This window comes from Acidiphilium cryptum JF-5 (genome assembly GCF_000016725.1).
In the GTDB taxonomy this organism is placed as follows: Bacteria; Pseudomonadota; Alphaproteobacteria; order Acetobacterales; family Acetobacteraceae; genus Acidiphilium; species Acidiphilium multivorum.
Map to the genome: position 1 here is coordinate 102,438 of NC_009467.1, position 20,753 is coordinate 123,190.

Sequence of the window (20,753 nt, forward strand, 5' to 3'; positions counted from 1 at the left end):
AACACCAGTACCACGGCTACGTTGATGATAGATCTGTCGCCGCCACGGGCGCGACCGGGCACGCCAGCCGCGATCAATGACACCTCGGGGCTGATGACGCTGATCAGCGTGGTGGTGGCGGTCGCCACGCTGTCGATCGCCCGCGACGTGCTGATCCCGATCACGCTGGCGGTGCTGCTGTCGTTCCTGCTCGCCCCGCTGGTAAATCTGCTCCGCCGCACCGGGCTGGGGCGGGTGCCGGGGGTAGTACTCGCAGTGCTGTTGGCGCTCGGCGTCATCCTCGGCACCGCCGGCCTGATCGGCACCCAGGTCGCCGATCTTGCCGACGACATCCCGCGTTATACGGACACCATCCAGCAGAAGGTCGATGCCGTTCAGAGCGCGACGTTTGGCCGCCTCTCCGCTTTCGTCGGGAGCATGGGCAGCCAAATCAATCGCGACAGCCACGCGTCGGCCGGCGCGCCGGCGAGCGCCGGCACGACCGTCAGTGCAGCGTCCGCCGCGGCACCCACCAACGCGGCCGCGAAGCCGATACCGGTGGAGGTCCATCAGCCGGAACCGTCGCTGATGAAGCTGGCGAGGCGCGTCCTCACGCCGATCCTATCGCCGTTGATGACTACGGCCATCGTCGTGGTTGTGGCGATCTTCATTCTGCTGCGGCCCGAGGATCTGCGCGACCGACTCATCCGCATGCTCGGCACCGGCGATCTGCACCGGACGATGACCGCGATGGATGAGGCCGGGCACCGCCTGAGCCGGTACTTCCTGACCCTGCTGGCATTGAACACTGCATTCGGCAGCATGATCGGCCTCGGTCTGTTCGTCATCGGCGTGCCGAGCGCGGTGCTGTGGGGCATCATGGCGATCCTCATGCGCTTCATTCCGTATATCGGCCCGTGGCTCGCGGCCGCGCTACCGCTTGCGCTTGCCGCGGCAGTCGATCCGGGTTGGTCGATGCTGCTGTGGACGGGGACCCTGTTCGTGGTTAGCGAGGGCGTGATGGGCCAGGTGATCGAGCCGATGGCATATGGGCACAGCACCGGATTGTCGCCGCTGTCCGTCGTGGTCGCGGCGATCTTCTGGAGCTGGCTGTGGGGGCCGGTCGGGCTGATCCTGTCGATGCCGCTCACACTCTGTCTGGTCATTCTGGGCCGCCATGTGGATCGATTGAAGTTCCTCGACGTGCTGCTCGGCGACCGTTCAGCGTTGACGCCGGTAGAGAGCTTCTACAACCGGATGCTGGCAGGCCGACTGGACGAAGTGCAAGACGACGCCGAGCAGCTGCTGAAGTCGTGTACGCTGTCGGCATACTACGATGAGGTCGCGATCCCCGGCTTGCGACTGGCCACAATCGACATCGAGCGCGGGGTGCTGACCGAGGCGCAGACCATTCGGATCATCGCCGGGGTGCAGGGACTGCTGGAGGAAATCGGCGACCATGACGACAGCGATACGCTTCTGACTGCCGCGGGACCGGCGAGGCTGCCGTCAGATCGGCAGGCAACGCCGGAATCGCGCGAGCCCGGGCCGCCTGCCGGGCTGGGCGAGCCGGTCGGCCTGTCGCCGGACTGGCAGGCCCCTTCCGCGGTGCTGTGCGTGGCCGGCCGCGGCCCGCTCGATGATCTGGCGTCGGCGATGCTCGCTCAGCTGCTCGGCAAGCGCGGGATCGGCGCCAGCGTCGTGACGCATGAAGCCGTTAGCCTGCGTGCGGCCGACACGCTCGACATCGTGGGCGTGCAGATGGTCTGCCTGACCTATTCCGGCATTGCCGGCACATCCTCCGATCTGCGCTACACCGTGCGTCGGCTGCGGGCACGCAGCCCGTCGGTTTGCATTCTTGTCGGATTTTGGCCCTCCAACATGGTGAGTGACGACAGGCTGCGTGCTGCCGTGGCCGCCGATATCTATGCAGGTTCGCTGCACGACATGGTCGTCGCCTGCCTCGCGGAGGCGCTTGGCCCGGCAAGCGACAGAGTGCGTCAGTTGGCACCTGTCCCCGAGCCGTAGCCGGACGACGGCGTGCGCCCGATGGCAGCAGGGCCCGCCACCGTCACATTCACCGCGTCATAGCAATCGACTGACCATCCCCGAGGGTCGATCGACGATCATTCCGACGCGGCTTGCCGGGCACCGTCTTGCCTGACGCGAGGCTAATCGTCTGCTTCCGACAACGCGACCAGTGCCAGCCGGGCCAGGGCTGGCCGCGATTTCGCGCCGTTTCACTCCATGATCTCGGTGCGAGGGTTCTCGACGGTGCGCTGACTGATCTTCAGTTCGTAGGCGATGTTCTTGTTCGGATGCCGGTGACCACCAGTTCCATGACCACACGGTGACGTGCAGTGAACCGCGCCGGAAATCCCGCGCTCCACCTTGAAGCCGCCGATGCCGGGTCCCTGGCCGGCCCGCGGATCCACCACCACGACCAGCCGCTTGCGCGGGTCGGCAATCATCCCCGGCGGTGGCGTGATGCGCAGCAGCGAATAGTTCATCGGGAGCAGCAGTGCGCTGTCGCTCATCACCATTTCATGGTCGAACCGCAACGCCGTCGACATCAGCCACGCGGTGCTCGCGATCTCCTCGTTGACACGCTGCTGCAGCAGCTCAAGGAACAAGACGCCGCGCTGGAACGCGTCGATCATGTATTCGGGCCAAGCGGAGGCAAGCTGGGCCGCTGCAGAGCTGGCGGCGCCGGCGACTGCCGCCGGTCCGTGCCCTGCCCAGCGTCGGCTTGTGTCGCGCTCCGAAGTCAATGGTCATCCCGATCTCCCAGGGCCGTCGCTCGGGCCCGGATGCGATTGCCACGTAACCACCGCATCGCACGGCGGCCACCAGGGCGGTTTCGTTTCTTGCAACCATCGGCCTGCTGCACGTCCTGGCCGGGCGGCAGCGTCAACCGAATGCCAGAAGCGGCATGGATACCGCGTTCAGACATATCCTTCCCCTACGCGGCGACAGACAGACTCGGAAACCATCGATCCGTCTGCGCCGTCCCGCCGGACGCCCGGCTTCCACCAGCGGACGTCCTCGCTTCATTTAATGCTGGGGCCAGCCTTCCATTGCGGCCAGATGGTCCAAGCTCCGCAAGATCGAGGGATCATTGCGAAGGCTCGCACAGGCATCCGGTGTCGTCCGGGCGGCGGCAAGTCGGATCCGCTGCAGCGATCGCCCATCTTCTCGAAATGAACCAGGGCGGTCAGCGACAAGTACTTGCCCTGCATCCCCCACAGAGCACCGGCCTGGGTATAAGCCTCGATCATCGATGCCCCTTGAATCAGCGCGTTCCACCGCCGACTTCGCAACTTGCACGACGCGGCGCGCGAAGCGACCGCCACGATACTGCTCATCGGCTGCATCTGCGCCTGATACGCTGGGGCCTTCTCTTCGGGCTGCGCCGCACCGGCAACGATCGGTGCCATAACCAGTGCGATCACCGCAACGGCCCTTATCATCAAGATCCTCCGTTGCCATCAATGCGGTAAGGTGATCGATCGGGTCGCCGGTCCTGCAGCACCGGGCACGTCGGTGTGCGGAATCGCATGGCCGCCATCCTCCGCTTCAGTCATGGAAGTCTCGCGCCCGTCGGTCGGGCCTTTCGGCGTGGTAGTCGACGTGCCGACAGCCGCCGTGGCATCAGTAACTCCCGCGTGTCCGACCCGATTGGGCAGGAGGGCCAGCACCTCGGTCGCGATGGAGGCTGGCTCCGCTGCAGGGGCGACCAGTTCGGCAGATCGGCGATCATCGCGGCAAGGCGCGTCTGCACAGCTTCCTGCCACGGCTCGAAATCGAGCCTGGCCAGTGCGGAGAGGACGCTGCCGACCAGGCCTTTGCTGTCCTCGCCCATGGTTGCGAACAGGAACGCGTCGAAGGGCGAGCGAGCATTCAGTTGCGGGCGGGTCATTTCGGCTCCCGACTTTTATGATCGCTGCAATGGGCGGATCATGATCGACCCCCACGAGGCTGAACGATCATGCGACCATAGGACAATTTCGAAATTAGCGTCAGGGTCGGAAACTACCGGCCTCTGCGCGCCGGGGCGGCGACCTCCGGGACTACGTGTACAGGTCCGCGCACGCATCGCCCCGATCTGCTCGTTTCGGATCAATGATGAGCGCGGTATGACTTGCCGATTATTCGGATATAGAAACACCTATACTCGTGAATGGCATCGGATAGCTATAGAGGTAAGTACTTCCCGATTGACATTCAGTTGCGGCCGCCCCTCACCAATGAGTAATTTCCGAGTCTGCCGCGGAAGTGCGGCCGCGCGTAGTCTGCCTTGCATTCCAAAATCGGCCCGGTGCGTTCCGACGTGACCGGCCGGACGGCGTGCCGACCGAGCATTTGGCAGATCCCCATCTACCGCGCTGAATGTCTTCCGCTAGTGTCCTGCCCCTGAAATTCGTGGGTGAATTTCAGGGATAAGGAGGTCATTAAGTTACTGATTTTCTAATGTCCCGAATATAAAATCCATCAGATTTCAGATTCGGGACACTAGGTCGGAAAGGAGCAGTGCCTTGTTTCTTTATGTCGTCCCGGTCCTGGTTCTGGCTGCGCTTGTTGTTCTCGCCGCCACGGTGAAAATTCTGCGTGAGTATGAGCGCGCCGTGGTCTTTACCCTTGGGCGCTTTCAAAGGGTGCGGGGTCCAGGCCTTGTGCTGCTTCTCCCCTTCTTCCAGGAAATGGTTCGGGTCGATCTGCGCATTCGCGTCATCGAGATCCCCAGCCAGGACGTGATCTCGCATGACAACGTGTCGATGAAGGTCGACGCCGTATTGTATTTCAACGTCGTCGATCCAGAGAAGGCGATTATCCACGTCCAAAACTATCTGCCAGCCACCAACATGCTCGCACAGACCACGTTACGTGCCGTGCTCGGGCAGCATGAGCTCGATGAGATGCTGTCCGAGCGAAAGAAGCTCAGCGCCGATGTCCAGAGCATTCTCGACGCGCAGACCGAAACCTGGGGCATCAAGGTCAGCAACGTCGAGATCAGAACGGTAGAACTGACTGACAACATGGTGCGGGCCATCGCCAAACAGGCGGAAGCGGAACGCGACCGGCGTGCCAAGATCATTCACGCGGAAGCCGAGTTCCAGGCATCCCAAACCTTGGTCAACGCCGCGCAGATCCTGGGAAGCGTCCCAGCCGCAATGCAGTTGCGCTATCTGCAAACGCTGACGGAGATCGGCGCCGAACAGAATTCGACGGTCGTTTTCCCGATGCCAATCGACATTATCAAACCGTTCCTCGAGCTGCTTGATAAGGCCGGCAAACCGGCTGGCGCAAACGGCGCCGATCGCGCGTTGCCCCTGAAAGGCGTCCCGCTGAGTGTGCCAGATGCGAATGCGTGACCACACTGTCACCTGCTCTGTAGGGAGAAACGGCTCCGATCCAGCCGATCCGGCCCGCGGGGTATGGGATGTCGTGCGGCGCTTGATGTCTTGGGCATGACCATCTCCGTTTATCCATCTATAGACCCATATCCATATCGGGATTTAGTCTATAGATGTTAGCACTACTTTGGCAGAAATCTGATTTTTAGGATTCCCATGGCACGGATTGCGTGATTCATGGGGAGCCAGCTTTGATGGAGGCTGGCGATGGACGAGGACTGGCAGGGAGATCTGGAGCGGTGGCTTGCCCCTTATCTGAAAGGTCTGGGCAACAAGACGCGACGACGGATGTGCCCGGCTTATATCGCCGGCTTGATCGGGCCGGGTGATCGCAAAAGCATCCAGCCCATGGCGGCCCGGTCGGACGCCATTTCCTATGACCGGCTGCATCATTTCATCGGGGCTGGTCTGTGGGACAGCGCGCCACTGGAAGCGACCTTGTGGGACCAAGCGGATAAATTGGTTGGTGGCAATGAAGCCTGGCTGATCATCGACGACACCGCCTTGCCCAAGAAGGGTAAGGCCTCGGTTGGCGTCGCGCCGCAATATGCTACGGCGCTCGGCAAGAATGCCAACTGTCAGACGCTGGTGTCGGTGACGCTGGCTTCGGGCGCAGTTCCGCTCATGCTGAGCTTGCGGTTATTTCTGCCGGAAAGCTGGACGAGCGATATCGCGCGCATGGACAAGGCGGGCGTGCCTGCCTGTTTCCAGGAATACCGCACAAAGCCCGAGATCGCGATCGAGGAGATCGATCGCGTCATCGCTGCCGGCGTGCGCTTCGGCTGTGTGCTGGCCGATGCCGGTTACGGGCTGTCGGCTCCGTTCCGGCAGGCGCTGAGTACACGCGGCCTTTGCTGGGCTGTCGGCATCCCCCGGCACCAGAAGGTCTATCCGGCGGATGTGCAGCTGATCTTCCCGGTCGCAGGCCGCGGTCGCCCACGGGTGCGTCATGTGCCCGACGTCAAATCCATGGCGGCACAAGCGATGCTCGAAGGCGCGAAGTGGCGGCAGCTCGGTTGGCGCAAGGGAACAAAGGGGCGTCTGACAGCCCGCTTTGCCGCCATGAGGGTACGCATTGCTGATGGCGCGCCCCAGCGAATCGGTTCTGCCGGTGCCCAGCACATGCCGGGAGAGGAAGCCTGGCTGGTGGGTGAGCATCGCTCGAATGGCGAACGAAAATACTATCTCTCGAACCTGCCTGCCGACACCCCGATCAGAGCTCTGGCTGGCGCCATCAAGGCGCGCTGGATCTGCGAGCAGGCCCATCAGCAACTCAAAGAGGAACTCGGCTTGGACCACTTCGAGGGCCGATCCTGGACTGGCCTCCACCGCCATGCCCTGATGACGATGATGGCCTACGCCTTCTTGCAATCCCGAAGGCTCGCTCAGGCGGGACGGAAAAAAAAGAGTCCCCGGTCCGCCTCCCCAACCCACCCTGCCAGCAGTGCGCCAAGCCATCCTTGACCGTCTTTCTCGCTCACCGCCGCGGCATTGCCCTCATTGCGGATGTAGCCTCATCGGACATCACAACAAACTTCTGCCAAAGTAGTGTTAGGGGTGCAGGGAGCGATCAAGTTCTGATCAGCTTTGGATCCGCTCGAAGCCGCACGCCGACACAACGCCCTGAGCAGCGAGGCGCACGGCGATTGTAGTGGGTTACGCCATCGATAGCGCGGAGGATCTGGCGCTACACCACTTCTATCGCGTGATGGCCTGGCTGGGCGAGGAACTCGGCGACAGGCAAGCGGGCGCCCTCGCGCCACGTTGCGTCAAGGACGTGATCGAGGAGCAACTCTTCGAACGCCGGCGCGACCTGTTCACCGATCTCAGCCTGGTGTTCATGGATACGACCTCGCTCTGCTTCTACGGCGAGGGCGGCGAGACGCTGGGCCGGCGTGGCCATTCGAAGGACTATCGCCCCGACCTCGCGCAGATGATCCTGGCCCTGGTGATCGATGCCGAAGGGCGGCCAATCTGCACCGAGATGGTGCCGGGCAACACCGCCGACGTGAAGATCCTGATGCCGGTGGTCACGCGCCTGCGCGAGCGCTTCGGCATCACCCGCGCCTGCGTGGTCGCTGACCGCGGCATGATCAGCGCCGATACCATCGCGGCACTGGAAGCGCTGGGGATGGAATACATCCTCGGCGCGCGCGAGCGCACCAGCCGGGTGATCCGCGACGTCGTGCTGAAGGACAAGGCCGCGATGGTCCCGCTCGTGCTCGATCGCCAGCATGGCGAGACCCAGCTGTGGGTGAAGGAGGTGCGCATGGGCAAGGGCAAGGCGGCCCAGCGCTACATCGTCACGGTGAATGAGGCAGAGGCGAAAAAGGACAGGGAGAACCGCCAGGCCATCATCGATGGGCTGCAGGCCCAGCTGAAGAAAGGCGACAAGGCGCTGGTCGGCAACTCGGCCTACCGGCGTTATCTCCGCAGCCGCGGCAACGCCTTCGAGATCGATCCGGGCAAGCTGGCCGAGGAGGCCCGCTTCGATGGCGTCAGCGTGCTCAGGACCAACGCAAGGATCACGCCCCTGCAGGCCGTGATCCGGTATCGCGACCTGCTCGAGGTCGAGGCCCTGTTCCGCGCCGCCAAGGCCAGCTTCGATACAAGGCCGATCTTTCACCAGGCTGACGCCGCGATCCGCGGCCACGTTTTCTGTTCCTTCCTGGCCCTGACCCTCGCCAAGGAACTGAAACGCCTGTGCGGCGCCAGGGGCTTCCAGCCCGAATGGCAGAAGTTGCTGAACGATCTCGACAGGCTCCAGCAGGCAACCATCGAAAAGGGCGGCAAGGTCATCACCACGAGGACCCACGTCACCGGCCAGGTCGGCAATGTCTTCAAGGCCGCCGGCATCGCGCTGCCCCACAACATCAGCGAGCACCCCGCAGACTGAAGCCGCGGCCACGCACCGCCGACACAACGCCCCAAAAATGTAGTGATGGCAACACCCGCACGCGGGCAAATAAAATATTGATATCGCCAGTATTTATTAAACCCACTGCCCAAGTGGGGCTTGATTCCATGCGGAGTGATCTGAATATTACGTATTATTTATAAATAACCTGATGCCGATTGCGGCAGCTCGCATGGATTTGCAGATATAGTGATTGACGTCCGGGCGCGCACAGCCCGTAGATTCCGACCCTGACGCGGATTTCGGAACTGTCCTATGGTCACCGCATCGCTCAGCCTAGTGGCGGTCGACCATGACCCGCCCATTGCAGCGATCATGAAAGGCGGTAGCCGAAATGGCCCGCGCGCAATTCAATACCCGCTCACCCTTTGATGCGTTCCTATTCGCACCCATCGGCGAGGACAGCAAAGGCCTGATCGTCAGCGTGCTCTCTGCGCTGGCCAGGCTCGATTTCGACCCCTGGCAGGAAGCGGCCGTGTTCGCGCGGCTGCCGAAGGAAGCCGCTCAGGCGCGGCTGACTAGGATGATCGCCGATCTGCCGAATACATCGCCCTTGCAAATGGAGCCGGGCACCATCGCGACACAGGTGCTTGCCCTCCTGCCCGATCGGCCCGAACCCACAGTAGTTCCCGATGCCACGGCGACCGTCCGGAATTCGACGACCGTGCTGCGCCCGGCCGGGCTGCTGGTCGCCTTGGGTCCGATCGTGCTGCTGATTGCATCGGCGGTCGTCTTCGCCCTGTGGTCGGCCTCGATCATCACGATGGCGAGCCAGCGGGTCCCGACGGCGAAGGCGAGTCAGGTCGATATACGCGGCGGCAATCGACCCGACGCCGCCCGCGTACCGCTCTCGGCCGCAACCGGCATCGCGGCGACCGCCGGTGCCGGGCGCGCGACCGACGGCCGAGGGACGTCCACGACTGAAACTGGAGATGGCGGAGATGCTCATGCTCGAACCGACATGCCGGCTGCTTCGGGACCGGCGACCCGGTCGATCATCTCGCCGCATTGATGGCAAGGAGGATCGCGATGATGCGGGCAATTGCGATGATCGCACTGGTTATGGCGCCGATCGTCGCCGGAGCGGCGCAAACCGAAGAGAAGGCCGCGGCGTATCAGGCGCAGATGCAGCCGATGAGCAGGATCGTCGCGGTCGCCGCGCGCGCCGCCTCGTGCGAGGTGCGAAGTCGGCAGTGGAACGCGCTGATTCAGGGCGCATCTGTGATCCAGGCCTATGCCCTGGCCGGCGCTCTGTGGGGGATGCAGGGCAAGTACCTGTCGCCTGCCGGCCTGGTTCATTTCGAGAAGATGGGCGATGCGCTGCAGCAGATCCGACTTGCCGCAGCCCGGAAGACACCGGATGCCTGCGCAAGTCTTCGCAACGATCCCTCGATCATGCGCAGCCTGGACCATCTGGCCGCAATGGAGGGCTGGCCAGAGCATTGAATGAAGCGCGGCCGGCCGCTGGTGGCAGCCGGGCGTCCGGCGGAATGGCGCAGACGGATCGATCGTTGCCGAACCTGTCTGTCGCCGCGTCGGGTAACGCCATGACTCAACGCAGGATCAGCGCCATTTCGGGCATCCGGATGGCGCTGCCGCCGGGCTGGGACGTGCAGCCGCGCCGTGCAGCGGGCCGATGGCCGCAAGCAACCAAACCACCTTGGCGGCCGCCGCGCGTTGCGGCGGTGGCGTGGCAATCGCATCCGGGCCCGAGCGACGGCCCTGGGAGATCGAGATGACCATTGATTTCGCAGCGCGACACAAGCCGGCGCCGGGCAGGGCCGGGCGCGGACCGGCGATAGCCGCCGGCAACGCCGGCCCTGCGGCGGTCCAGCTTGCCACCGCCTGGCCCAACTACATGATCGACGCGTTCCAGCGCAGCGTTCTGTTCCTCGAGCTGTTGCGGCAGCGTGGCAACGACGAGATCGCGATCACCGCACGGCCGGTAGCGACGGTGTTGCGGTTCGACCATGACCTGGTGATGAGCGGCCAAGCGCTGCCGCGGCCGATGAACTACTCGCTGCTGCGCATCACGCCACCGCCAGGGGTGATCACCGACCTACGCAAGCGGCCGGTCGTGGTGGTGGACCCGCGGGCCGGCCAGGGTCCCGGCATCGGCGGCTTCAAGGCGGAGAGCGAGATCGGCGACGCCCTGGACGCCGGGCATCCGGTCTACTTCATCAGCTTCGCGGCGACGCCCGAACCCGGCCAGCAGTTCCTCGACGTCGTCGAAGGTCAGGTGGCGTTCTTCGAGCGCGTCGTCGCGCTGCATCCCGGCGCACCGCGTCCGTTCGCGATCGGCAACTGCCAGGCGGGCTACCAGACCCTGATGGTGGCGATGCTGCGGCCGGACCTGTTCGGGCCGTGCCTCGTCGCCGGCTCGCCGATGTCGTACTGGCAAGGCGTGCACGGCAAGTATCCGATGCGCTATGCCGGCGGTCTGCTCGGCGGCAGCTGGCTGACCGCGATGAGCAGCGATCTCGGCCGCGGCAGGTTCGACGGCACCGCGCTGGTGATGAACTTCGACAGCCTGAACCCGGCGAACTGGCTGTGGGGCAAGCAGTACGACGTCTATACCCATATCGACACCGGAGGCGCGCGCTACCTCGCATTCGAGAAGTGGTGGGGCGACTTCATCCAGCTCAACGGCGATGAATTGCAGTTCCTCGTCGACAATTTGTTCATCGGCGATAAATTGACGCGCGGTCAGTTGGCGTCGAGCGATGGCAGGATCTTCGATCTTCGCAACATCAGATCGCCGATCATCGCTTTCGCCTCGACCGCCGACAACATCAGCCCGCCGCCGCAGTCGCTTGGCTGGATTCTCGATCTGTATCGCAACGTCGATGAGATCCGTGCCGCCGATCAGACGATCGTCTATTGTCTGGACCACAAGATCGGGCATCTCGCCATCTTCGTCTCCACCAAGGTGGGCGCCGAGCAGGACGAGGAGTTCGTACAGATGATAGATGTCATCGACTGTCTGCCGCCGGGTCTGCATGAAATGATCATTTCGCCGCGGCCAGCCGAAACGCCGCGTGGCGGCTTCGTAACCGGCGATTGGATCGCCCGCTTCGAGACCCGCTCACTCGACGACATCCGTGCGCTTGGCCGCAACAGCCCCGAGGACGATCGCGCCTTCGCCGCCGTCGCGCGCCTGTCGGCCCTCAACCTCGCGGCCTATCGCAGGATCCTCCAGCCGCTGGTGCGCGCGCTCGCGAACCAGCCGATGGCCGACCTCACCCGCGCCCTGAATCCGCTGCGGCTGAGCTACACGATCTTTGCCGACCGCAATCCATGGATGCAGGTTGTGCGGACGATGGCCGCCGGCGTGGACGCGGCGCGCCGACCGGTGGCGGCCGACAATCCGTTCCTCGCGCTGCAGACGCAGGTTTCCGACCAGATCATCGCCGGACTGGATGCCTACCGCGCCGCGCGGGACGTGATGGCCGAGCAGGTCTTCTTCGGTGTCTATGGCTCGCCGTTCGTGCAAGCGCTGCTCGGCATCACAGACAGGACCGAAGCAAGGCCAACGCCCGGCCCGTCCCCCGAACAACGGGCGCTGCAGGAGGTCCATGCAAAGGTATACGCCGCCAAGCTCAAGTCCGGCGGCTTCGACGAAGCGCTGACCAGGGCGGTGCTCTACGTACTCGCGGCCGACCACGTGCTCGACCAGCGCTGCGCGCTCGCGCTCAACGCCGCGCGTTGGACGATCATGCACCTGTCGCTTGCCGCGTTCAAGGCGGTGGTGCGGGATCAGGCATTCCTGCTGCTGCTCGAGCGCGAGCAGGCGATAGCGGCGCTCGCTGTGCTGGTGCCTGAGGCGGACGCGCGGACAGCGCTGCTGAGCCAGGTGCGCGCGATCGTCGGCGCGGCCGGCCCGCCGAGTTCGGCCGAGAGCGACCGCCTGCTCCGACTGAAACAAGCGCTGGCGCCGCCACCGCGCCGCCCGACCGCCACCGCCGCGGCCTCGGGAAAGCCGCAGGCGGTGTCGCACTGAATCGAACGTGCCCGATCTCGGCGAGCGGGACGGCGCGTGACGATGGCAATGCCCTGGTGACCCAGGCGTGACATCACCCATGCCGCGGCTCACCCGACGCGAGGCGCGGCGCAGACAGGACGATGAGACATGACGAAGACCGCTGTCGGTCACGCCGACGCGCCCGCCTCCAAGCCGAACGCCGAAGCCGTGGCCACGGCGGGATCGAAATCCGAGGCGAAGGACGATTTGAAGACGCTGCCTTTGGCGGCGGTCGAGAAAGAGCTGCGCTCCTCGCCCGACGGTCTCAGCCAGGCCGAGGCGGAACGGCGGCTGAAGCAGTATGGTCCGAACGAGATCGAGGAGAAGAAGACCAGCGAGCTGCTGACCTTCCTCAGCTATTTCTGGGGTCCGATCCCTTGGATGATCGAAGTGGCGGTGATCCTGTCGGCAGTCGCGCGGCATTGGCCGGACTTCGTGATCATCCTGGTGCTACTGCTGGCCAACGCCCTTGTCGGATTCTGGGAAGAGCACGAGGCGGGAAGCGCGATCGCCGCCCTGAAGGCCACGCTGGCGGTCAAGACAAGGGTGCTGCGGGACGGCAAGTGGGTCGCGCCGGCGGCGCGGGAGCTGGTGCCGGGCGACGTCATCCGCGTTCGCCTGGGCGACATCGTGCCGGCGGATGCGCGCCTGCTGGACGGCGACCCGGTGGAGGTGGACCAGTCGGCGCTGACCGGCGAGTCGCTGCCGGCCACCCGCAAATCCGGCGAGGCGATCTTTTCCGGCTCGATCATTCGTCGGGGCGAGATCGGCGCGCTGGTCTATGCCACCGGCGCGAAGACCTATTTCGGCAGAACGGCCGAGCTGGTGCAGGGGGCGAAGAGCGTCAGCCATTTCCAGCGCGCGGTCCTGAAGATCGGCAATTATCTGATCATCCTGGCGGTGGTCATGGTATCGGCGATCATCGCCGTCGCAGTAATCCGCGGCGATCCGATCCTCACCACGCTGCAATTCGCCCTGGTGCTGACGGTGGCGGCGATTCCGGTGGCGATGCCGACGGTTCTGTCAGTGACAATGGCGGTCGGCGCGCGCATGCTGGCCAGAAAGAAGGCGGTCGTCACACGGCTGGTGGCGATTGAGGAGCTGGCGGGCGTCGATGTGCTGTGCGCGGACAAGACCGGCACGCTGACGCAGAACAAGCTCACGCTGGGCGATCCGTTCGGCGTCGATGGCGTCACGCCGGCGGAGGTGGTGTTGGCCGGCGCTCTGGCGTCGCGCGTCGACAATGACGACACCATCGATCTGGCAGTTCTGGGCGGGCTGAAAGACGATCAGGCCCTCAAAGGCTATGAGCCGGGCCATTTCCAGCCATTCGACCCGGTGCACAAGCGCACCGAGGCCGCCGTCACCGGTCCTGACGGCAAGCTGTTCAAGGTGACGAAGGGCGCGCCGCAGGTGATCATGGCGCTCGCCGCCAATGCCCCGCAGGTGAAATCCGCCGTCGACAAGGCGGTCGGCGATTTCGCCGCGCGCGGCTTTCGGGCCTTGGGCGTGGCACGGGCCGAGGGCGATGGCGACTGGCAGTTCCTTGGTGTTCTGCCGCTGTTCGATCCGCCACGCGAGGACGCCAGAGCCACGATCGCGGCGGCCGAACGCATGGGCGTGAAGGTCAAGATGGTGACCGGCGATGCGCTGGCGATCGCGCAGGAGACCGCCGGCAAGCTCGGCATCGGGTGCAACATCCTCGATGCCGGCACCCTGGGCGACGAAGCGCAGCAGAAGACCCCGGCGGCGGCCAAGGCGATCGACGATGCCGAGGGCTTCGCGCAGGTGTTCCCCGAGCACAAATTCCACATCGTCGCGGCGCTGCAAAGTCGCGGCCACATCGTCGGTATGACCGGCGACGGGGTGAACGACGCGCCGGCGCTGAAACAGGCCGATTGCGGCATCGCCGTCGCAAGCGCCACGGATGCGGCGCGCGCGGCGGCGGCCATCGTGCTGATGACACCCGGTTTGTCGGTGATCATCGACGCGATCCAGGAGAGCCGGAAAATCTTCCAGCACATGAACAGCTACGCGATCTACCGCATCGCGGAGACCCTGCGTGTGTTGCTGTTCATGACGCTCGCCATCCTGATCTTCAACTTCTATCCGCTGACGGCGGTGATGATCGTGTTCCTGGCGCTGCTCAACGACGGCGCCATCCTATCCATCGCCTATGACAACGTCCGCTACAAGAACGCGCCGGAGGTGTGGAACATGCGCCTGGTGCTGGGGATCGCCACGGTGCTGGGCGCGGTCGGGCCGATCGCCGCGTTCGGGCTGTTCTTCCTCGGCAATCGCGTGTTCCATCTCAGCCATCCGCAGCTCCAGACCATGATGTATTTGATGCTGTCGGTCGCCGGTCTAATGACTATCTTTCAGGCCCGCACCCATGGGCCGTGGTGGTCGATCCGCCCGGCGCCGATCTTCCTGGGCGCGGTGACCGGCGCGTGGACGGTGGCCACTCTGCTGGTGCTGTTCGGGGTGCTCATGGCGCCGCTTGACTGGCGGTTGGTCCTGTTCGTCTGGGCCTACGCCCTGGCGTGGTTCCTCGTGACCGACCCGGTGAAACTGCTTGCGTATCGGCTCCTCGATCCGGTCAAAGACGCGAGCAGGCCCGAACCCGAAACTGGAGCCAAAGCCAGGCACAAGCCGGACTCCCGCGCCAGGCCAACGGCCACGACCGAAGTCGGTGCCAATGCCACCGCCACCAGCGAAGCCGGACCTGACGCCACGACCCAAGGCAAGTCCGCGGCAGCGCCGAAGCCCGAACCTGAGAGTCCTCTCTGATTGGGGTTATTGGTGTCAAGCTGTTCCTCTTTTCGCAGGCCATTCCCGTAGGTCACTCGCTTCTCTCCGCGGTCGGCGCGTGGCCGCCGCATGATGGGATCAGGAGGATGAGGTGTCTCAATCTGTTTCGCGACCTCCGCGGCATACATCCAGTCGCGGGGATCCGGACTCTCAACGAGATCACCTCGTCCATCGTCCCCACGGGAACGACACTGACTCCGCCCTCGTCAGGCGGAAGCTGCAACTCCTTTTCTCATGCTACGGTGGCCTGTTTGCCCCAGCAGAACTCGCTGCCATCGATCCACATGCGATGCAGGATCACCGCCAGCTTGCGCGCCACAGCGACGCGGGCGCGCGCCATGCCCCGGCGCTTGGCCACGTTCATGCCCCATGCCCGCAGCGCCGACCATTTGGTGCTGCGGATCAGCAACGAATGGGCTGCCTCGTACAGCGCCGTTCGGGCCAGTTCGTCACCACATCGGCTGATGCGGCCCTGCACGTCGGTTTCGCCGGACTGGTAGCGTCGCGGCGTCAGGCCAAGATGCGCGCCGACATCGCGCGACCTTCGAAAGCGGTCCGGTTGGTCGATCGTGGCACGGAACGCCAACGCCGTCAGCGGGCCGACGCCCGGCACTGTCATAAGCCGCCTGCATGTTGGCTCCACGCGCACCTCGTCGAGCACGCGCCTGGTCAGCCGCTCCACCTCCCGGGTCATTGTCTCGACAGCGGCCAGCAGCGATCCAGCCAGGCTCACCAGCACCGGGTCATCCGCTACCAATTCACGCACGCGAGCTCCAAAGTCCTTGCGGCTTGGCGTACCAACCTTCAACCCGACCTCGCGCAGCAACGCCCGAATGCCGTTCTCGACATCACGACGCTTGTTCAGCAGCATCCGCCGCGCCGTCAGCAACGCGCGCCAGGAGCGGCAGGGCGGGCTTTTCACATGCACCGCACGATACCATCCGGTGCGCATGATCTGCGCGATGCCGCGCGCGTCGTTGCGGTCGGTCTTGTTCGGCATCGCACCCATCGCGGCCTTCGCCTGACGCGCTTCGATACAGATCGCCGGAATGCCAGCATCCGAAAGCCCCGCTTGCAGCCAGGCCGTCAGCGAGCACGCCTCCAGACCGACCCGCGCCATCTCCATCCCGGATGCCCCGAAGAAGGCGACCAGCGCCTCCGGCTCGCTGGCAACCCGCGCTTCACGCACAATTCCACCCGTCCCATCGACCACGCAGACCGCGGTCTCTTCCAACGACACATCCAACCCGGCAAAGTATTCCACGGCTGCTCCTCCTCGATGCTTGCGGCCGATGCACACACAACCACGCTCTATCATCCCGAGAGGAGCAGCCACCCAGATCACCCGGGTGAGACCCCAATCACCCCATCTATTTCGAATCGGATAGTCAACGAGCGAGGCGCCTCAGCAAGAACACGCTGGAGGCGGCGTAGAGGAAGGCCTCGACGCTCTCGATGCTTGCCTCGAAATCCTTTGCCAGCCGCCTGTTGCGATTGATCCAGGCGAAGAACCGCTCGACGACCCAGCGTCGGGAGATGACGGCGAAGCCGACCTGGTTGTCGGCCTTCCGCACTACCTCGATGCGGATCGGGCTGGCATTCGCAACCCGAGCGCCGGCATAGCCACCATCTGCGTAGCCCAGCGCCACGAACGGCCAACTCGCACGTGACGCACGGAGCAGCGGCCCAGCCCCGTCACGATCCTGAATGGCCGCCGAATGGGCCTGCAGCTTGAGCGCCCGGCCGTCGGTATCGACCATGGCGTGCCGCTTGCGCCCCTTGATCTTCTTGCCCGCATCGTATCCCCGGGGGCCGCCACTCTCTGTCGTCTTGATGCTCTGACTGTCGATCACGGCCGCCGTCGGACTGGCCTCCCGACCCGCCCTCTCGCGGTCGCGCATCACCAGATGGTGGTTGATCCGCTCCCAGGTGCCATCGTCACGGAACCGGGCAAACCAGCGATAGGCCGTGGGCCATGGCGGAAAATCCTTCGGCAGCAGGCTCCAGGCAATACCGCCTCGCAGGACGTAGAAGATCGCGTTGACAATCTCGCGCATCTCCCACTTCCGATGCCGGCCGCATCGGCTCGGCGCGGGCAGGAACGGCGACAGCAGCAGCCATTCCGCGTCGGTCACGTCACTTCCATAGCGTAGCCCCGTGCGGCTATGCTGCGCACGGGTGGTTGGCGTCCACATGGTGTCTCCGGCAAGGCTTCGAACACCTGCCCGGAATCACATCCGGCCCAACCATCCAACCCCTCATCAAAAGCGTTCCCGTTCCATTTCGAAATGGCCTCTGAGTGAAAGCGGCTCTGTTGCAAATTTTGTGAACAGGGGGAGTGACGTATTCTGGATGGGAGCCGAGCTTATCAGGCCGCCTCGCGTTCCGTTTGTGGGCCGATGAGCTGGACTGCTTCGGCAAGGGCGCAGGCACCGAGGCCGAAGGCGCGTTCGACGATGCGCGCCTCACCGCAAATATCCCGCGTGAGATTGAACATGGCGGCCTACCCCTTACGCAGGGCCCGCATCACCTCGAAGCCCTTGCTCGTGGCATAGGCCGTCTTCAGTGTCTTGAAGCCGCGCACCGGGCGGGTCAGCTGCTTGAGCTTGCCATGGTCCGCCTCGACGACGTTGTTCAGGTATTTGACCTGGCGATGGAGGGTAACCTCGGGACATTTGCCTTCGGCTTTCAGTTCCGCAATGGCGATGGCGTAGGTCGGCGCCTTGTCGGTATTGATGACCTCCGGTTTCTCCCAGTCCTTCAACCCGTTCAGGGCCTTGCCCAGAAAGCGCTTTGCCGCTTTCGCGTTCCGCGTCGGCGAAAGATAGATATCGATCGTGTTCCCATGCTTGTCGACTGCACGATATAAATACGCCCATTCGCCACGGACCTTGATATAGGTCTCATCGACCCGCCAGCTCGTCGAGGCCGGCCGCCGCCATTGCCAGCGCAGCAGCTTCTCAATCTCCGGGGCATATCGCTGAACCCAGCGGTAAATCGTCGAATGATCAACGTTCACGCCGCGCTCACCCCTCATCTGCTCAAGATCCCGGTAGCTGATCCCATACCGGCAATACCAGCGTACCGCCCAAAGCACGATCTCATCGTCGAAATGCCGCCCTCTGAACGCCGACAACACCGCTCCTCCACCAGCCTGCATCCAATCCCATCAGAGGAAACCGGACTTTGCAACAGAGCCCTGTCGACCGCCCTCTCTACGCGCTCCGCAATCGCATCGAGCGCTGCTTCAACAAACTCAAGAACAGCCGCCGGATCGCCACAAGATACGATCAAACCGCCAGCAGCTTCCTAGGTTTCACTCTCCTCGCCTCAATCCGCCTATAGTTCAGGTTTGCCCACGCGGCCTAGTAGGATAGTCACCCGTGAAAAATCGAACTTTGCTGATCTGGGGGCGATGTTTTGGTGGCTGGCAATATTGGGATTTGCAGGGTCTGGGCGAGCTGAGGGGAAAAACCTTGCAAAACCGTTGGAGCGTTGCGCGGTGGTCGCGATCGTGATTCTCTCCCTTTGATGTCGAACATCATGCGTTTGGCGTGGAGGAAAGAATGCCGCCGAAGCTGAATGCCTCGCAGGATGATCTCGAACTGTTCCGCTCGCGGCTGGAGAACATCATCGACCAGCGGCATCCCCTGGTGCGGCTGGCCCGGCTGATCGACTGGCGGGTTTTCGAGGAACGCTTCGGCTCACTCTACGCCGAGGCGGCGGGACGTCCGGCACTGCCGACCCGCCTGATGGTGGCGCTGCATCTTCTCAAGCACATGGATGGGCTGTCCGACGAAGCGATCTGCGCGCGCTATCTCGACAGTCCGTATGTCCAGGCATTCTGCGGCGAGACGCATTTCCAGCACACGCTGCCGCTTGACCGATCCTCGATGACGCGCTGGCGCAAACGGATCGGGCCCGAGCGGATGGAGGCCCTGCTCGCCGAGACGCTGGCGGCCGCCGAGCGGGGTGGGGCCGTGGCGGAGAAGCACTACAAGCGGGTCACCATCGATACCACGGTCCAGCCAAAGGCCGTGACGCATCCGACCGACAGCAAGCTCCTGCACAGCGGCATCGAGACACTGGCGCGGATGGCACGCAAGCACGGTATCACGCTACGCCAGTCGTATCGCCGGGTCGCGCGCTACGCCAGGCAGGAGGCGGCGCGCCTGCACCATGGTGGCAAACGCCGCGAGGCCGAGGCTCGCGTGCGCAAGCTGCGAACCTGGCTGGGCCGGCTGGCTCGTGACATCACCCGCAAGATCGCAGGCAACGCTGAAGCGAAGGCCACTTTCGCCGAAACGCTGGGCCTGATCAATCGCCTGGGCAGTGTCAGGAATTCCGTGTATGGGCGGCGGTTGAACATCAGGCCGCCATGGCCCTTACGAAGCGATCGCCGAAGATGACGGCGAACTGAGCCTTTGCCATAGCCCATTCTCGAGGTGGCATCACCCACTCTTTCTCCGAGCGGTTCAGGATCAGATAGAGCAGCTTGGCCGCGGCCTCGTCGCTGGGGAAATGGCCGCGCGCGCGGATGGCCCGGCGCAGCTTGGAATTCAAAGCTTCTATGGCGTTCGTTGTATAAATGATCCGACGAACGTCGCCCGGAAAGCCGAAGAAAGGGATGACTTCCTGCCATACCCGGCGCCAGCTCTGGCCGATGGCGGGGTATTTCTGGCCCCATGGACCGGCCTCGAAAGCGGCGAGAGCGGCCCCGGCGGCCCTGGCATCCACGGCCCGGTAGATGTCCTTGAGGGCGGTGGCGACCGCCTTGCGGTCCTTGTAGGACACGAAATCCATCGAATTCCGGAGCAGATGGACGATGCAGGTCTGCACGATCGTCTCGGGAAAGACGGCCGTGATCGCCTCCGGGAACCCCTTGAGGCCATCGACCACCGCCAGCAGGATGTCCTCGACGCCGCGGTTCTTCAGCTCGTTCATCACGCGCAGCCAGAATTTGGCGCCCTCGTTCTGCTCGATCCACATCCCGAGTACGACCTTCGTCCCGTCGGCCATAACCCCCAGCGCGATATGGATCGCCTTGTTGCGGACCACGCCCTCGTCGCGGATCTTCACCCGGATGGCATCGAAGAATACCAGCGGATAGACCGGGTCCAGCGGACGCTGCTGCCAGGATGTCACCTCGTCCAGCACCGCATCGGTGATCGTGCTGATCAGCTCCGCCGAGGCATCCATGCCGTAGATCTCGCGCAGATGTTCCGCGATCTCCCGGGTGCTCATCCCCCGCGCATACATCGAGATGATCTTGTCATCGAAGCCTGGAAACCGGCGCTGGTATTTGGCGATCAGCTGCGGATCAAAGCTGCCCGCACGGTCTCGCGGGATCGCAATCTCGATCTTTCCCGTGCCGGTCGACACCGACTTGCGGCCATAGCCGTTCCGGCTGTTCTCCGCCTCCGCTTCGTCACTCAGATGGTAATCCATCTCCGCGCTCAGGGCCCGCTCCGCCAGAGCCTTCTTCAGTGCGTTCACCAGATCCCCGGAATTCAGCGCTGCCGCCGCGTCTCCCCCAGCCAGAAGCTGGTCCAGCAATTCGTCCGGGATCGCCGGCGCTCTCCGTCGTGCCATATGGGTCTTCCTTTCTACC

The 20,753-nt window shown here is 64.0% G+C and carries 12 protein-coding genes and 4 pseudogenes; 10 read left to right on the top strand and 6 right to left on the bottom strand.

Translation table 11 applies throughout. The features are described 5' to 3' along the window. Positions 1–24: 24 nt before the first annotated feature. Positions 25–2,007 (top strand): AI-2E family transporter, encoded by a 1,983-nt coding sequence (locus ACRY_RS00415; protein WP_011930506.1) that lies wholly within the window; start codon positions 25–27, stop codon positions 2,005–2,007. 212 nt (positions 2,008–2,219) lie between these two features. On the opposite strand, the gene ACRY_RS00420 is transcribed toward ACRY_RS00415, so the two are convergent. Together ACRY_RS00420 and ACRY_RS19385 are read right to left on the bottom strand one after the other, a co-directional pair. After that, positions 2,220–2,639 carry a DUF3141 domain-containing protein gene (locus tag ACRY_RS00420; protein ID WP_043508783.1) on the bottom strand — a complete coding sequence of 140 codons (420 nt, stop codon included), beginning with the start codon at positions 2,637–2,639 and terminating at the stop codon, positions 2,220–2,222. Between the two features lie 390 nt (positions 2,640–3,029). Next, positions 3,030–3,449 carry a hypothetical protein gene (locus ACRY_RS19385; RefSeq protein WP_043508784.1) on the bottom strand — a complete coding sequence of 140 codons (420 nt, stop codon included), beginning with the start codon at positions 3,447–3,449 and terminating at the stop codon, positions 3,030–3,032. A 1,065-nt stretch (positions 3,450–4,514) separates the two neighbouring features. Between ACRY_RS19385 and ACRY_RS00430 the strand changes: the two genes are divergently transcribed. From ACRY_RS00430 to ACRY_RS00460, 7 genes and pseudogenes are all read left to right on the top strand, one after another. Further along, positions 4,515–5,351: a slipin family protein gene (locus ACRY_RS00430; RefSeq protein ID WP_011930502.1), complete on the top strand. Its 837-nt coding sequence runs from the start codon at positions 4,515–4,517 to the stop codon at positions 5,349–5,351. A 249-nt stretch (positions 5,352–5,600) separates the two neighbouring features. Next, the gene (locus tag ACRY_RS00435) at positions 5,601–6,857 is read left to right on the top strand and encodes an IS701 family transposase (protein ID WP_011930501.1); all 1,257 of its coding nucleotides are present in this window, start codon (positions 5,601–5,603) and stop codon (positions 6,855–6,857) included. Between the two features lie 193 nt (positions 6,858–7,050). Beyond that, positions 7,051–8,289, top strand: a pseudogene (locus tag ACRY_RS00440) (IS1634 family transposase); the annotation flags it as partial. A 355-nt stretch (positions 8,290–8,644) separates the two neighbouring features. Then, complete coding sequence (locus tag ACRY_RS00445; protein ID WP_011930499.1) at positions 8,645–9,322, top strand: hypothetical protein; 678 nt, start codon at positions 8,645–8,647, stop codon at positions 9,320–9,322. Between the two features lie 17 nt (positions 9,323–9,339). Continuing rightward, positions 9,340–9,756, top strand: coding sequence for a hypothetical protein (locus tag ACRY_RS00450; protein ID WP_011930498.1), 417 nt, complete (start codon positions 9,340–9,342; stop codon positions 9,754–9,756). 289 nt (positions 9,757–10,045) lie between these two features. After that, entirely contained in the window at positions 10,046–12,310 is a 2,265-nt protein-coding gene (locus ACRY_RS00455; RefSeq protein WP_011930497.1) for a DUF3141 domain-containing protein, read from the top strand. 129 nt (positions 12,311–12,439) lie between these two features. Further along, positions 12,440–15,121 (top strand): plasma-membrane proton-efflux P-type ATPase, encoded by a 2,682-nt coding sequence (locus ACRY_RS00460; RefSeq protein ID WP_011930496.1) that lies wholly within the window; start codon positions 12,440–12,442, stop codon positions 15,119–15,121. Positions 15,122–15,374: 253 nt separating this feature from the next. Here ACRY_RS00460 and ACRY_RS00465 read toward each other — a convergent pair whose 3' ends face one another. The 3 genes and pseudogenes from ACRY_RS00465 to ACRY_RS00475 all read right to left on the bottom strand — a co-directional run bounded on the left by ACRY_RS00465 (position 15,375) and on the right by ACRY_RS00475 (position 18,278). After that, a complete protein-coding gene (locus tag ACRY_RS00465; protein WP_011941795.1) occupies positions 15,375–16,406 on the bottom strand; it encodes an IS110 family transposase in 1,032 nt (343 codons plus the stop codon). Positions 16,407–16,530: 124 nt separating this feature from the next. After that, entirely contained in the window at positions 16,531–17,337 is an 807-nt protein-coding gene (locus ACRY_RS00470) for an IS5 family transposase (RefSeq protein ID WP_011930494.1), read from the bottom strand. 173 nt (positions 17,338–17,510) lie between these two features. Then, positions 17,511–18,278, bottom strand: a pseudogene (locus ACRY_RS00475) (IS6 family transposase). Positions 18,279–18,307: 29 nt separating this feature from the next. On the opposite strand from ACRY_RS00475, the pseudogene ACRY_RS18305 reads away from it, so the two are divergent. Then, a pseudogene (locus ACRY_RS18305) lies at positions 18,308–18,487 on the top strand (IS5/IS1182 family transposase); the annotation flags it as partial. A gap of 221 nt (positions 18,488–18,708) precedes the next feature. Continuing rightward, positions 18,709–19,470 (top strand): annotated as a pseudogene (locus ACRY_RS00480) (IS5 family transposase); the annotation flags it as partial. A 40-nt stretch (positions 19,471–19,510) separates the two neighbouring features. Here ACRY_RS00480 and ACRY_RS00485 read toward each other — a convergent pair. After that, positions 19,511–20,734, bottom strand: a complete 1,224-nt coding sequence (locus ACRY_RS00485; protein ID WP_011930491.1) for an IS256 family transposase — start codon at positions 20,732–20,734, stop codon at positions 19,511–19,513. Positions 20,735–20,753 lie beyond the last annotated feature (19 nt).